Raw genomic sequence first — 15,600 nt, forward strand, 5'->3', positions numbered from 1 at the left:
CAATTACAGCCTTTATTGTATCCTTCAAACCGTTAAAACTAAACGTCAATCTTCTATAAACCAATAACTTTCGTGTTTGCGCGCCGTTGTCACTTTAAAGCTATCTTGATAAATACTTACCGTAATTTGCCCATCAAGTGCCGTAACATATTGTTTAGCATTTACTGCTTTGTAGCGCGAAACCACTTTTTCACTTGGAAATTGCCATTGGCCTTGAAAAGCTGTTGAATGAATAACCGTATGTGGATTTACATGGTTGATAAATTCCGTGCTTGAAGACGTATCGCTGCCATGATGAGGGCTTAAAATCACATCGGCCTGTAATGAGTGAGTTTTAATAAGGCTCAGCTCACGTGCTTTAGAAATATCACCTGTTAATAACATAGTAAGTTGGGGGGATTTGATTAAAAGCACACACGAATTATCATTTTCGTTATTAAATGTGTTATCAGCAAAGCTGCTAATGCGCAATCCATTAAAGTTATAATCTAAAGAGATACACTGTGTGGTTGTGCCGTGTGGGTGAAAACGCTTAAAGCTTTCACCAAATCCTGCATTAATAAAATGTGCTGCGCCCCCTGCATGATCGTTGTCTTGATGGCTTATTATTGCATCACTGACCGTTAAGTTATGTGTTTTTAAATAGGGAATTAACACACTGTATGTACGGCTAAAACGGTTAAAATAACTCGGGCCAAAATCGTAAACCAGCGCTTGATTGTCTTTTTCGAGTAACGTCATTAATCCGTGCCCAACATCAAACACATGCAATTGCCAAAGAGGTTTTGGTAAATACAGATAATCTATTAATGTAACGCATAGAGGAATGAGTGCTAAACGTTTAAAGGGACTAAACCAAGCGATTAGTATGCATAGATAAGCTGCAACTAAGTACAATGTAGGCGGTTTAGCTATATCTAACCATCTGTAATGCCAAGGGATTGCATCCATATACTTAAACAATGTTATAAGTACACTATCGAATAATAAAATGACGGGCGTTATATCTATCACAGCACTTATTATCGTAAATAGCAGCAAAAGCGGCATTATCGCCACGCTTAATAATGGAATTGCCAATAAATTAATAACCAACCCAGCAATACTTACCCCATTAAAATAAATAAGGGTAATAGGCAAAAGCCCAATAAATAAAGCAAGCTGAATAATACACAGCGCTATAAACACGCTAAGCCAATTATATTTAGTTTTAGGAAGGTGCTTTATAACAAGGAAAATAATTGCAACCGCAATAAAAGAAAAATATAAACCTGGGTTTAAAACATTAAAAGGATTGATGAGTAATACAGCGACTAAAGCATATAGAATGCTTCGCCAGCGCAGTGGCTGTTTGGCAATAAAGTAAAGCCCTAATACGCAACTTAACATAATAAATGCGCGAGTCGCTGAGAGTAAAAATTCACTTAAATAAACATAGATAAATGCCGCTAACCAGCCGATAAAACAATAAATAATAGTTAAATTAATAGACTGTAATACATTAATTTTCAAAATGTATGCTGTGTACTTACTCAGTAAATAAAAACAGCTGAATATAAGCCCTATGTGCAACCCTGAAATGGCTAATAAATGGCTGAGCCCTAAACTTTGCATTGTTTGTTTATTTTCAAACGACATCAGTGATTTATCACCACTAAGCAATGCATAATAAAGCCAGTTAAGCGTTGTTTTTTGATAAGTGTGTTTTAAAAATACCCTGTATTTATAAATTATTGAAGGTGAAGCCGCGTTAGTAATGCGCAATTGCTTATTAAGTACTTTGCCTTTAAATAATATGCGTTGTTTAAAGGCATGCACATTATTATCAAACACACCTCTATTTTTAATTGTTCTGAATTTTTTCAGCACTATTGTTGCCTCAAAAGTATCGCCCTGCTTAATAAGCTGTGCAGAATCGATACTTAACATGGCTTTAGGTGCTTTAAATTTGTGTATTTCATCCCCATTTAACTTTAATAACGTTGCTTTTATATACTGTGGTTGCTTTGCAGAGATAACCTCATCAACAAGAATTGTGGCAGGGTAAGCATAGTTATTTTCATCATTTGGCAATGTATAGCTATAAAACAGGTAAAAGTGCACAACAATGCAGCAAATAGCTAAAATAAACCCTAACAAAACATTCAAAAACGGCTTAAAATAGGCGCTCGCAATAAGGACAGATATTGTGATGACTGTAAATTCATGGGTTTGATAATAAAATACGGTTGAAATACAACCTATTACAAATCCAAGACTAATCCACACTGAAGTAAATGGTTGCTTGAAATGCCTAAGAAAACGATCCAACGATTTTTACCTGATCCTAATAAAATTAGGCATCATAAAACACTTAGAATATTCGGCCGCCTATTACAAGACGCCAACCTATGGCATTTAAACAGACGCTCTGCAAGGGGCGCATTTGCAGTTGGTTTATTTTTTGCATTCATCCCTGTTCCTTTTCAAATGGTTTTAGCCGCTGCGGCAGCTATTGTATTTAGAGTTAACTTACCTATTTCTGTTGCATTGGTGTGGCTTACCAACCCATTGACTATGCCGCCAATATTTTACGGCTCATACCTTGTAGGTACGCTTGTTTTAAATCAACCAGAGCAGCATTTTGCATTTGAAGCCAGTTGGGCATGGTTCTTAGAAAGCCTTTCTACCATCGGACCTGCATTTTTAATTGGCTCACTGGTATGCGCTTCTGTTGCCGCAATTATTGCTTATTTAGGTATTGATATTATTTGGCGACGCTCTGTGCGCAAAGCCTGGTTAGCGCGAAATACTAATACGTAATAAAGCCAACGATTAAAGTGCTCAAGAATGACTTAATGAAGCAAATTGAGATAACTAATTAACGCCAAGCACTTTATTATAGACGAAAAAAAACCAACTTTTATAAGTTGGTTTTTTTATGAAAAGCATAAAGCTTAAAACCTAAATACTCTGCGTAAGCCCACTAGCGGCAATAATAACAGTGTGTACCAAGGGAAGCTTGCTGAGCTTCTTTCATAGAGCTCTTCTTCTATTGGTGTACAGTCTTCTACTTCACCATCAATAGGTGTTAGTTTTACTGCAACAGCAACACTCTCGTACTCAATATTACCTTCAATATCGGTTTCTACATTACCAAAGGTATCGCGCTTTTCAACGGTTTTGGTAGCTACACCAAAAATTTCATTGTCTTCATTAATGACTTTCGCTTCAGCCATTGTGTAGGCGTAGTCTGTTTCACCATCTGTTTCGTAACAAGGTAGTAAATCGTTTAAGTTGGTAATTTTATCGTCACCAATTTTATATATAAACGCTTCTTTACGACGGCTGTTTTCAGATGTACCCACCTCGCCTTCACCAACAACATAACCTTGGTTATTAATATCATTACCATAAGCGCTTGAGCTATTAAAGTAACCGGTAGGGAAAACGGTATTGCCAGTACTTATATCATGGTAAAAAAACTGATCACGGATCGTGGTTTCAATACGCTTTGATGCATAACCAACAATTACATCGTTGTCATTGACAGCAAGCGCTTTACCAGAAAGCCAATCATCTTCTTGGTCTATAAAATTAAACACGTCACCATTTTTAAAATAAACAGGCATTGTTAAAATAGTGTCGTCATTTTTATAGTAACGAGCATTTGAAGAGCCCACCACTGTGCCATTATTATTTAGCGCAAGAGCGGTACTTGTAAAAGCAAAGTCATCATCTTCTTCTGGCGTTAAGGCAAGGCCTAGTATTTCAGTAGAAGTGATATTAAATGCTTCATCAAGCTCCCATTTTACCGCGCGCTCATCAAATACGCCGGTGGTTACACTTGAATTTAATAATTCCACACAGGTATTGGTTGGCTCGTCTTCGTTATCACAGTTATCTTCAATATTATCAAGCCTGTCTTCAGGAATACCTGTAGAAACATAACCAACGACAGTGTATCCGTCATTTGTTTTAACAATATCGTTAGCTCGGCTAGTACCGCCGTAATCGTCAAAGTCTGGAACTAACTCAACCTTTTGCGTTCCATCTTCAGAAATAACTATTCCGCGCTCAATAAAGTCATGGGTAAACCATGTTTCTTCTTCATCTTCATCATCTGGCGTAAATAAAACTTTATCATATGGAGCCGCACTCCAACCAACGCTCACGCCATCTTCGCTTACCGCGTTGTAAAAGTTACTAACCGAACGCGTTAAACCATCGTAATCTACCGACTCTTCATCAAACAGTATTTGCTCAGTAACTATGCCATCGTCAAACTTGATACCAACTACCGAGCTTAACTTTTGGTACTCGTAATCCGTTGGTCTGCCAGCTAAAAAGCTAACCATAAATGAATGCGCATCGGCGTTATTAAAAACCGCATCGTTATTTTCTATATCATCAAGTGTAAAAGTAATTTCTTTATCACTTAGCTCAAAGTTGTACTCTTCACTATCGTACGCATTTTCAATAACGCTTTCGGTAAAGTCGATATAGCTAATATCGATTGGTAAATTATACAATCCGTTGGCAGTACCAATAATGTGCCCGCTTTCGCTTACGTCAGTCACGTAAGAATGTTTAGCGCCGTCAAGAGTACCTAGTTCTGTTAATTCATAGGTTGCACTTAATGCAGATGTACTCAATGTCGCTAAAATACTGGCAGCGAGTAATTTATATTTCATTTTAATCCTTACTACTGATTCTGTAATTCTTCAAGTTCTTCCCAGCGCTCAAACGCGGCTTCAAGGTCAGACTCAAGTTTTGCTAAATGGTTCAATGCATTAGTGGTCACGTCGCTATCTTGTTTGAAAAAGTCAGGATCGCTCACTACAGCTTGCTGCGCTTCTACAGCGGCTTCAAGTTGTTCCATTTTATTGGGTAGTTGCTCTAATTCAAGTTTTAATTTGTAAGAAAGCTTAGTGCTTTTGTTTTCAGGCTTTGTCGCGGCTACAGGCGCAGGTTTAACGTCTTTTTTTGGTGCTTGTTGCTGTTTTTCCTGCTCGGCTAAATAGCTTAAATAAGCTTGGTAATCGGTGTAACCCCCTACCATATCAGTTATTTTTCCATCACCTTCAAACGCCCATACACTACTACACGTATTATCAATAAATTCACGGTCATGGCTTACTATAAGCACAGTACCCTGATACTGATTAATAATTTCTTCGAGTAACTCTAATGTTTCAATATCCAAGTCATTGGTTGGCTCATCGAGTACTAAAATATTTGAGGGTTTTAGAAATAGTTTTGCAAGTAAAAGCCTGTTTTTCTCACCACCAGAAAGTGCTTTTACAGGTGTACGCGCACGTGCCGGTGGAAACAAAAAGTCTTGCAGGTAACCAAGTACATGACGAGAACGCCCGCCCATCATTACCTCTTGTTTACCCTCGGCAACGTTATCTTGAACAGTGGCCTCTTCATCAAGCTTTTGCCTATATTGGTCAAAGTAAGCAAATTCTAAATTAACACCTTGTTTAACATGGCCGCTATCGGCTTCTAAATCACCAAACAGCAGTTTAAGTAAGGTAGTTTTACCAATACCATTTGGGCCAACTAAGCCAATGCGGTCACCGCGCATAACAAGGGTAGAAAAATCATTAGCAATTACTTTATCTTTAAATGCATGACTAAGGTGTTTTGCCTCAAACACTAACTTGCCCGATCTATCAGCCGTTTCAATATTAAAATCGGTTTTACCTACTTGCTCTACACGAGCTTTGCGCTCAACACGTAACTGTTTAAGTTCACGAACACGGCCTTCGTTACGAGTACGACGGGCTTTAACCCCTTGGCGTATCCAGGCTTCTTCCTCTGCTAAACGCTTATCAAAGAGTGCATTTTGTGATTCTTCTACTTTTAAATCATGCGCTTTTTGTTCAAGGTAGGTCGCGTAATCGCCAGGGTAAGAGATAAGTTTACCGCGGTCTAAATCTAAAATACGCGTTGCAACAGCACGGATAAACGCACGGTCATGCGATATAAATACAATACCGCCTTTAAATTCTTTTAAAAACTGTTCTAGCCATTTAACACTGTCTACGTCTAAATGGTTTGTTGGTTCATCAAGTAACAATAAGTCAGGCTCACTCACAAGAGCACGTGCTAAGGCAACTTTACGCAACCAACCACCTGAGAGCGATTCTAACTTAGCATCTGGGCTAAGCTCTAAACGCGTTAGTACTAATTGAATACGCGAATCAAAACGCCAGCCGTCACACGCTTCTAAATCGTTAGATAAACGCTCAAGCTTATTTAGCAGTTTGTCGGTGCAGTCGGTTTGTAGCTGTGTGCTTACATGATGATAATCAATCAGCAAATTAGCAATATCAGGCATACCCTGTGCTACATAATCGAATACTGAGCCGTTTGCTCCTTTAGGAGGATCTTGCTCTAAGCGAGATATTTTGATCCCGCCAAGCTGGTTAATTTCACCATCATCTAAAATAACTTGGCCATCTAGTACTTTTAAAAGTGTAGATTTACCCGCCCCATTTCGCCCTACAATACAGACGCGCTCACCGCTTTCTATCACTGCATCAGCATCATCAAGTAATGGGTGCGTACCATAAGCTAACTGCGCTTTTTGTATTCTAATTAAATCCATAAATACTGCTCTTTTATTCTTGCGCTAAAAATTCATGCACAGTTTGTGCATCAAACGGCCAGTACAAATGGTGGCCGCTTTTGCTCTCAAATACGGGAATACTTAACTGAAAACGCGCTATTAGCTGCTCATCAGTGAGTATATCAATTAATTTAAGCTCACTACTTTTATCCAAAACCGATAATAAAACCTGCTCAGCTTGCTCACATAAATGACAGCCATCGGTGTGGTATAAAACATAATTAGCCATGGGTAATTAACCAACTGTTGTGTATTTTTTTATTACGTTTGAAATCAGGTGATAACGTTTTTTCTGAAATATTTTCAGCTTTTAACCCTAAGCCCATCAAACCTACTTCATCCATTACAAAACCGCGTTTGTTATTAGAAAAAATTAATGTACCCGACGGACTCAAGATTTTTTTAACCCAAGTAAGTAATTTTATATGATCGGTTTGCACATCAAACGCGTCTTTCATTCGTTTAGAATTAGAAAACGTAGGCGGGTCTAAAAAGATTAAATCGTATTGGCCTTGTGCGTATTCTAGCCATTTTAAACAATCAGCTTGCTCAAAACGGTAGCGAGTATTGCTAATATCATTTAGCGCAAAGTTATCTTGGCCCCACTTAAGGTAAGTTTTTGATAAATCAACGGTGGTAATTGCTTTTGCCCCCCCTAATGCCGCGTGCACAGAGGCTGTACCTGTGTAGGCAAATAAGTTTAAGAAGCGTTTGTCTTTTGCATTTTGCTGAATATAACGACGTGCTAAACGATGATCTAAAAACAGCCCTGTATCGAGGTAATCAAACAAGTTTACTTTAAACTTAGCGCCAAATTCTTCCACCACCATAGTGCGGTTTTGTTTAGCCATTGGGGTGTACTGCTCTTCCCCTTTTTGTTTTTTACGCACTTTAACGGCTATGTTTTCAGGCGCTATGTTTAGCTGCTGTGCAGTTAAGCTGATCACATCTTGAAGACGCTTTTCTGATGTTTTTTCGTCAATTTCTTTAGGTGCTGCGTATTCAAAAATAACAGCAGAGTCGCCGTAAATATCAACCGCTACGTTGTATTCAGGAATATCAGCATCGTATACGCGATAAGCTTCTACTTCGTTTTGTTTAAGCCAATTTTTTAGGCCTTGTTTGTTCTTTTTCAAACGATTTGCAAACGACATTGAGCCTTCAAAATTAAGAGCCGGTTTGTCATCGCTTGTCAGGCTTACCTGTTTATCATCTAACTGATATAAATTTAGCTCTACATCTAATGGGCCGTTTTTAAATTTATAACGCTTTTGTTTAACCAGTTTTAACAGCTTAAATAGGCTTTCATCCATGCCTAGTAACGCAAGCTTCCAATGATTAAAGTGCTTTTTAAAACCCACGCCCATGCTGCGGTGTAAATTTACCAGCTCAGCCATAGAGCCAATACGTTCGCCGTACGGTAAGTTAGAAATAACCACCCCGGGTAATTTAGCAACAGAGGTAAGCTTAGTTGCATCACTTTGCTTAAACTTAATAACATTGCCCAGCTCTGCACGCTCGGCATTGGCAATGGCTTTATCAAGAACTTGCGCATCGTAATCGTGGCCAATTAACCACAATTTAGGATCGGTAATTTGCTCAATTAATTCTTCACGCAGTTGCTTAAATTTGGCCGCTCTAAAACTAGGTAAACGCTCAAAAGCAAACCCTTCTCTAAATAAACCAGGTGCTTCGTTACGCGCCATGCCCGCCGCTTCTATTAAAATAGTGCCGGCACCACAACATGGGTCAAATAAAGGTTGATTTACATTTTCAAGCCAACCACTGCGTTTAATAATCGCGGCCGCTAAGTGCTCTTTAATAGGCGCTTTACCTTGGCCTTGGCGATAACCGCGCTCAGATAAACGAGGACCTGAGTAATCAATATACAAAGCCACACCATGGCGATTTAAACGCGCCACAACACGCACATTGGCATCTTGCTTATCTACATTTGGGCGTTGTTCGTATAAATCGTTAAAGTAGTCAACAATCGCATCTTTAATTACCAAGCCTGAAAACTGGGTATTTTTTAAAGAGTCGTTGGTACCATTAAAATCAACGGCAAATGTTTGGGTAGGGCCAAACCATTCTTGCCATGGCTGAAAGCGGGCAAATTTATACAGGCTATCTTTATCATTCACGCCTTCTTTTTCTTCAATAAGCATCAGCACACGTGTTGCGTAACGAGTTGATAGACAAACCTTTTGCGCCAATGTTGAATCTGCCTCAAAGCGAACAGAACCCACAGTTTGTTTAGACACGACGGCGCCTAATTCTGTTAGTTCATCAACAAGTAAATTTTCGATTCCGATAGAAGTAAGTGCGATAAATTGCAAAGTAATAACCCTTAATAGCTAATTGCGCAGGATTATAACATAGGTTGGCTGACAAACACTTGATAAACGCAGCTCGATTTGTAAATTTGCTAAGCTGATTTAGTGTGATATTGCTCAAGTAATAGCGGGTGAACACGATTGTTTAAAACGCGGATAACTTCAAACTGTTCAAGAGACAAATTATCATCAAGTTTGAATGTTTCGTTAAGGTTTAAGCAAATTGAAGCATCAGGGCAATGTTCAACAATTAAAAACTCACCGGTTTGTGCTTTTGAGGTAAGTTTAACGATGGCTTCTGTACTTGGCTGGGTGCCTGTGTACTCTTCAAAAAACCAACTTTTAGCCAGTACCGGTTTTAAATGAAATTTTACAGCGGTGGCATTGAGCGCAATTTGGCAAATTTGTGCAGGCTTATACAGCTCAAAACCATCTAAGTAGTTATATACCTGTTCATAAAAAGCAGCATCTTCTAAGCTAAAACGCGGGTTTTCAAATACACAGTCGGTGAGTTGTCTTAATTTATACGGGGTGCATAGTTGCATATCGTCATTTAAATCAAGTAGTAAGCGGTTTTTATTTGCACATGCAATCCACTGCCATTGTTTTGTTGCTTGTAACATTTGCCTCCTCCTTGTTTAAAAATTTATTTTTAATTAAGACATTAATATTAGATTATAACGGCTTTTGACCATTTTTAAAACATTTGTTTAGAACATTTATTGAACGATCAAAAGCTTACATAACTGATCCTTATAAGGAATCAACGATCGATTTTACCAATTGTGGCCCTTTGTAGATGAACCCAGTATAAACCTGCACTAAATTTGCGCCTGCATTTAGCTTTTCTTGAGCAGATTGCGCATCATCAATACCGCCTACACCAATAATTGGTAATTTACCTTGTGTTAAACGTTTAAGTTCGCTAACAACGTGTGTAGAGCGCTCTCTTACTGGGCTGCCAGATAAACCACCCGCCTCATCGGCGTATTGCTGACCCATTACTGCACTACGTTCAAGCGTAGTATTTGTTGCGATTGCGCCATCAATTTTATTAGTTAATAGTGACTCGCTAACCTGGTCAATTTGGATTTGATCAAGATCTGGCGCTATTTTAACCAGCATAGGTACTTGCTTATTATGCTTGGCAATTAAATCGAGCTGTTCATTCTTTAAACTTTGCAGTAAATCATCTAACACGGCGCCATATTGTAAATCGCGCAGCCCTGGAGTATTTGGAGATGAAATATTGACCGTAATATACGAAGCATGCTCGAACACTTTACGCATACAATGAATGTAGTCGTCTTTACCTTGTTCATTTGGGGTATCTTTATTTTTACCAATATTAATACCTAAAATACCGGTGTACTTGGCATTTTTTACGTTATTAACTAAATTATCGACCCCTTTATTATTAAAGCCCATTCGGTTAATAATGGCATTTGACTGCGGTAATCTAAAAATGCGCGGCTTATCATTACCTGCTTGGGGGCGCGGGGTAACAGTGCCAACTTCTACAAAACCAAAGCCCATTTGGCTAAAGGCATCAATACACTCAGCGTTTTTATCTAAACCTGCAGCCAAACCCACAGGGTTTTTAAACTCAAGGCCTAAAAAATTAACTGGTTTGTTTTGTAGTTGTTGTGACCAAGCTGTGTTTAAAGGGGTGTGTGCAAAACGGCGTAAATTATTAAGCGCAAACTCATGTGCCCATTCAGCATCTCGGGTGAACATAAAACGGCGGGCTAAATCGTAAAACATGAATTGTTCCTCTTTAAATTACAGACAAAAAAATACCTCAGACTAGGCTGAGGTATTGTATAACAATTTTAACAATTAACTGATTATTTACTGAATAAATAACCAATTAAAGCTAAATTATTTTCCTGATGTATCACAGTTATGGCTTAACAACATTAATTCGCGCAGTGCAACTGAGAACTTAGCAAAGTCGTGACTTTGCGAGGTTTTAAATTCAGCTAACATTTGCTTCCAACGCTGTAGCAGCAGATCTTGGCTGGCCATCCACTGATCGATTTGATTATCAACATCGTTTTCGTCACCTTCAAAGCTGTTTAGCACAACATGAGAAAGCGTACGTTGTTGCCAATCAAGCTCTTCACGATACGACGCACGGGCAAGTGCTTGCCAATGATTAGAAACAGGCTGGTTAGTAATTTGATCTAAGAACCAGTGTAAGCCCATACGCGAGCCAAGTTTAAAGTAGGTATTAGATACCATCGCCACACTGCGGCCTGAATTATGCGCTATTTCAGCAATATCCATTACAGAGAACAGGCTAGAAAGGTCAATAATACGCTTAGCAATTTGCTTAGGTACACCTTTTTCAACTAGCTCATTTGCTTTGCCAGTTAAACATTCGTGTTCTTTGTCTTGCATGTACGTATTTAAGTTTTCGCTTAAATCTTTAAATGTTGGCGCAAAGAACTCGATAGCTTGTTCAATTGTTTGTGCCTTATTACGATGACGTAAGAACCAGCGTGTTGCACGGCGAACAGTACGACGTAATTGGTACAGCATTTCGGTTTGAACCGCTGCTGGGATTTTATTATCTAGCGCGCTGATTGATGACCAGGTTTCACGCATTTCAAAAATCTCACTCGCAATTGAGTAGCACATTGCGATTTCAGCTTCGTTAGCACCGGTCTCTTCGTTCATGCGTACCATGAAGTTTAAGCCCATGTCATTAACGATATTGTTCGCCAGTTTTGTTGCAATGATTTCTTTGCGCAGTGGGTGATTATCCATCGCGTCGTTAAATTTTTCACGCAGTGGACGCGGGAAAGACTTAACTAGTAGCTGACGGTAGTACGGGTTTTCAGTAATTTCATCTGTTACTAAAGACTCTTTAAGCACCATTTTAGCGTACGAAACTAATACTGAAAGCTCTGGACGTGTTAGGTCTTTACCTGCTGCAGCGCGCTCTGCCAACTCTTCATCCGTTGGTAAAAACTCGATTGCACGGTTTAGCTTGCCTTCTTTTTCAAGGGCATGAATAAAGCGGATCTTCTCTTTAAGAGTTGATGCACCTTTAGACTGTGTAATCGACAATGTATGTGTTTGACGGTAACAATCTTTAAGTACAAGCTCAGACACTTCGTCGGTCATAGAGTAAAGTAACTCATCACGTTGTTTACGTGTTAAATCCCCTTCTGAAACTAAGCCGTTAAGTAAAATTTTAATATTTACTTCGTTATCTGAACACGCAACACCGCCTACGTTATCAATAAAGTCGGTATTTACACGCCCGCCTTTGGCTGCAAACTCAATACGCCCTAATTGGGTTGCACCTAAGTTACCACCCTCACCTAAAATTTTAGCGCCAAGGTCTTTACCGTTTATGCGCAGCGCATCGTTTGCACGATCCCCTACATCAGCGTCTGTTTCGTGGCTGTTTTTAATGTAAGTACCAATACCACCGTTCCACAGTAAATCAAATTCCATCATTAATGAGGCTTTGATTAACTCGTTCGGTGTCATGCTTGCTTTTTTAGTGCCAAGCATTTTTTTCATTTCTGGGCTTAAAGAAATCGATTTAGCTGCGCGCGAGAAAATCCCACCACCCGCTGAAATCAGATCTTTATTGTAATCTTCCCATGATGAACGAGGCAGGTTAAACAAGCGCTCACGCTCTGGGTAAGAGGTCGCTGCATCTGGTGTAGGGTCTACAAATATGTGCATATGATTAAACGCGACTTGTAAGCGAATGTGCTTAGACAATAACATGCCGTTACCAAATACGTCGCCGGCCATATCACCAATAGCAACCACAGTGAAGTCGGTAGTTTGACAGTCAATATCCATTTCACGGAAATGACGTTTAACAGACTCCCATGCACCTTTTGCTGTTATGCCCATTTTCTTATGGTCATAACCTACTGAACCACCTGATGCAAACGCATCACCTAGCCAGAAGTTGTATTCGTTAGCAATACCGTTAGCAATATCAGAGAAGGTAGCTGTACCTTTATCTGCTGCAACTACTAAGTATGGGTCGTCTTCATCGTGACGCGTTACATTAGCTGGCGGTACAATTTCACCACGCTCAATGTTATCGGTAATGTCTAATAAACCACGGATGAAAATTTTGTAACACTCTTGACCTTCTTTAATAAAGGCTTCGCGTTCACTCGGTAGCTGCTTACATACAAAACCACCTTTAGAACCTACCGGAACAATTACAGTGTTTTTAACTTGTTGCGCTTTTACTAAGCCCAGTACCTCAGTACGGAAATCTTCACGACGGTCTGACCAACGAAGGCCACCACGAGCAACTTTACCACCACGTAAATGCACACCTTCTACACGCGGAGAGTATACAAAAATCTCAAATGCTGGCAGCGGAAGCGGCATATCAGGAATTAAGCTAGGCTGTACCTTAAACGACACGTAAGATTTAAACTGACCTGTTTCATCTTTTTGGAAGTAGTTAGTACGCAGTGTTGCGACAATCATATCTACGTATAAACGTATAATACGGTCATCATCAAGGTTCGCTACGTTTTCAAGCTCTAAGTAAATTTGTGCACTTAATTTCTCAAGTGTTTTAGGGCTTGCAGGGCTTTTTACTGAGAATTTTTTAGCAAATAAGTTAACTATTTGCGCAGCAATATGCGGGTAGTTTGCAAACGTGCTCTCAATGTAGGTCTGTGAGAAGGTAACCCCAATTTGGCGCATGTATTTTGCATAGGCACGTAAAATAGAGGCTTCACGACCTGTTAAACCACCCATTAATACTAAGCGGTTAAAGCCGTCGTTTTCAAGGCGGTTGCCCCAAACATTAGTTAATGCAGCGCGAAAACGAGCAGAAATCTTATCAAAGTCGGCCATTCCTTTGCTGTCAATCAGCATAGAGAAGTCCATGATCCAATTGATACGACCATCACTTGTTTTAACAGAATATGGCGTTTCACCTACAACGCGTAAACCAAAGTTTTCTAGCATTGGCATAACATCAGATAAGTGAATTGGCTCATCTTTATGGAACAAGCTTAGGCGTACAATATTGCTGTTAGCTTCTTCTTGCGGACGGTAGAACAACATTTCTAGCTTGTTCTCGTCGTTTAACAATTCTAGTTTTTCAATATCTACAACCGCAGCACTCGGTAGTACTTCATCTTTGTAAGAGCGTGCAAACGCATTGCAATATTTACGATTTAGCTCATTACCGCGGGCTTCCCCTGCTGACTCTAACAGTGCAGATTGTAATTTATCTTCCCATGTACGAGCAGCTTCTACTAGGTTGTTTTCGATGTCTTTCACGTTATATTCGATATTGTTATCGGTCACACGAACGGTGTAATGTGTACGCGCCAGTGTTGACTCAGAGAAATAGGTAGTAAATTCGACTTTTTCGTCAGAATTAAAGGCGTTAGCTAAAATGTCTTGTGTTTCTCGGCGCAGTGCTGTGTTATATCGCTCACGCGGGACGTACACCATACAAGAGAAGAAACGTCCGTAGGCGTCTTTACGCACAAACAAGCGACACATGTCGCGCTCTTGAATTTGTAAAACACCCATTGCTACTTCGAGTAACTCGCTCTCACGAGCTTGAACTAACTCATCACGTGGGTACGTTTCTAAAATATTAAGTACCGCTTTGTATGCATGGGTGCCTTTAGCAAAGTCACACATATCCATGATGCGGTTAATTTTAGTTTTTAGAACAGGCACATCTGCTGCGCTGTTGTTGTAAAAGCTTGATGAAAATAGGCCGATAAAACGGTCTTCACCAACCACATTGCCTTCATCATCAAAGCGTTTAATACCAACGTAATCTATGTAGGCTGGGCGATGAACGCGCGATACAGAGTTCGTTTTTGTTAATACTAATAAATTACTGCTGAGGGCTTCTTGGCGAGCAAATTCAGGTAATTCAGATAATAAACGTGTGTGCTCATCGGTTGAATTTTTCATCAGGCCAAGGCTTGTGTCCATTTTACCTTTTAACTGGTAATCACCTTGTACAGGGGTAAGCTCGTACTCGCGATAACCCATTAAAGTAAAGTTATCTTTAGCCAGCCAATCTAAAAACTCTACGGCTTCAGATACTTCGTTCTTATTTTTATTGTGCTTACGTTTTGGTACTTCTTTTGTAACAGAGACTAATTTTTCGCGAATTGGCTGCCAATCATCTACCGCAATAGAAACATCAACCAATACTGATTCGAGCTCTTTTTTGAAAGACGCAATAACAGATGCATCGGTTTGGCGGTCAATCTCAATAAAGAACACTGTTTTAGTAGAGGTTGATTCTTGCTCTGCTTTTAAATTTGATAAACCAGAAATTTTAGCGTTATCGTCACGCTGAATTTTTAGTGGGCAGTGAAGTAATAAGTGAGAAGCTATATTTTCACGGGTCATAGCCATACGAACAGAATCTACTAAAAATGGCATATCTTTAGCAATAATTTCTACAATTGTATGTGATGACTGCCAGCCATCTTTTGCTACTTCAGGGTTGAAAACGCGAATTACTGCGTCGTCCGTGGTGTTTTTTTCTAGTGCATTCCAAAGGCTGAGTGCAGCACCGTATAGGTCACTATCATTGCGATTTGCCAAATCCTCTTTAGACATATTGCTGTACAAGGCTTTGGCGAATTTCTCAACGAGTAACACATTATC

General features: G+C 39.5%; 9 protein-coding genes. 1 reads left to right on the forward strand and 8 read right to left on the reverse strand.

What is annotated here, in order from left to right; genetic code table 11:
- Positions 1–45: 45 nt before the first annotated feature.
- Complete coding sequence (locus MTN96_RS29485) at positions 46–2,310, reverse strand: DNA internalization-related competence protein ComEC/Rec2 (RefSeq protein WP_248533734.1); 2,265 nt, start codon at positions 2,308–2,310, stop codon at positions 46–48.
- Here MTN96_RS29485 and MTN96_RS29490 point away from each other — a divergent pair.
- Positions 2,290–2,802, forward strand: coding sequence for a DUF2062 domain-containing protein (locus MTN96_RS29490; RefSeq protein WP_024033538.1), 513 nt, complete (start codon positions 2,290–2,292; stop codon positions 2,800–2,802). The genes MTN96_RS29485 and MTN96_RS29490 overlap by 21 nt on opposite strands.
- 134 nt (positions 2,803–2,936) lie before the next feature.
- On the opposite strand, the gene MTN96_RS29495 is transcribed toward MTN96_RS29490, so the two are convergent.
- The 7 genes from MTN96_RS29495 to MTN96_RS29525 all read right to left on the reverse strand — a co-directional run.
- Positions 2,937–4,673 (reverse strand): DUF3466 family protein, encoded by a 1,737-nt coding sequence (locus MTN96_RS29495; protein WP_004586697.1) that lies wholly within the window; start codon positions 4,671–4,673, stop codon positions 2,937–2,939.
- A gap of 11 nt (positions 4,674–4,684) precedes the next feature.
- Positions 4,685–6,595, reverse strand: coding sequence for an ABC transporter ATP-binding protein (locus MTN96_RS29500; RefSeq protein WP_029772627.1), 1,911 nt, complete (start codon positions 6,593–6,595; stop codon positions 4,685–4,687).
- A gap of 13 nt (positions 6,596–6,608) precedes the next feature.
- On the reverse strand, positions 6,609–6,845 hold the full coding sequence (locus tag MTN96_RS29505) for a glutaredoxin family protein (protein ID WP_024033535.1): 237 nt from the start codon (positions 6,843–6,845) through the stop codon (positions 6,609–6,611).
- Positions 6,838–8,955 (reverse strand): bifunctional 23S rRNA (guanine(2069)-N(7))-methyltransferase RlmK/23S rRNA (guanine(2445)-N(2))-methyltransferase RlmL, encoded by a 2,118-nt coding sequence (gene rlmKL / locus MTN96_RS29510; RefSeq protein ID WP_248533736.1) that lies wholly within the window; start codon positions 8,953–8,955, stop codon positions 6,838–6,840. Before rlmKL ends, MTN96_RS29505 begins: the two co-directional genes overlap by 8 nt.
- An 89-nt stretch (positions 8,956–9,044) precedes the next feature.
- Complete coding sequence (locus MTN96_RS29515) at positions 9,045–9,575, reverse strand: cell division protein ZapC (RefSeq protein WP_024033533.1); 531 nt, start codon at positions 9,573–9,575, stop codon at positions 9,045–9,047.
- A 130-nt stretch (positions 9,576–9,705) separates the two neighbouring features.
- Entirely contained in the window at positions 9,706–10,716 is a 1,011-nt protein-coding gene (gene pyrD / locus MTN96_RS29520; RefSeq protein WP_248533737.1) for a quinone-dependent dihydroorotate dehydrogenase, read from the reverse strand.
- 117 nt (positions 10,717–10,833) lie between these two features.
- A partial coding sequence (locus tag MTN96_RS29525) for an NAD-glutamate dehydrogenase (protein ID WP_248533739.1) occupies positions 10,834–15,600 on the reverse strand: 4,767 nt, incomplete at its 5' end.

The organism is Pseudoalteromonas sp. 2CM28B (assembly GCF_023161935.1).

Excerpts from the sequence above, each read along its gene's own strand:
- MTN96_RS29490 (WP_024033538.1), top strand. The coding sequence starts at position 2,290 with ATGCCTAAGAAAACGATCCAACGATTTTTACCTGATCCTAATAAAATT.
- MTN96_RS29495 (WP_004586697.1), bottom strand. The coding sequence starts at position 4,673 with ATGAAATATAAATTACTCGCTGCCAGTATTTTAGCGACATTGAGTACA.
- MTN96_RS29500 (WP_029772627.1), bottom strand. The coding sequence starts at position 6,595 with ATGGATTTAATTAGAATACAAAAAGCGCAGTTAGCTTATGGTACGCAC.
- MTN96_RS29505 (WP_024033535.1), bottom strand. The coding sequence starts at position 6,845 with ATGGCTAATTATGTTTTATACCACACCGATGGCTGTCATTTATGTGAG.
- MTN96_RS29515 (WP_024033533.1), bottom strand. The coding sequence starts at position 9,575 with ATGTTACAAGCAACAAAACAATGGCAGTGGATTGCATGTGCAAATAAA.
- pyrD (WP_248533737.1), bottom strand. The coding sequence starts at position 10,716 with ATGTTTTACGATTTAGCCCGCCGTTTTATGTTCACCCGAGATGCTGAA.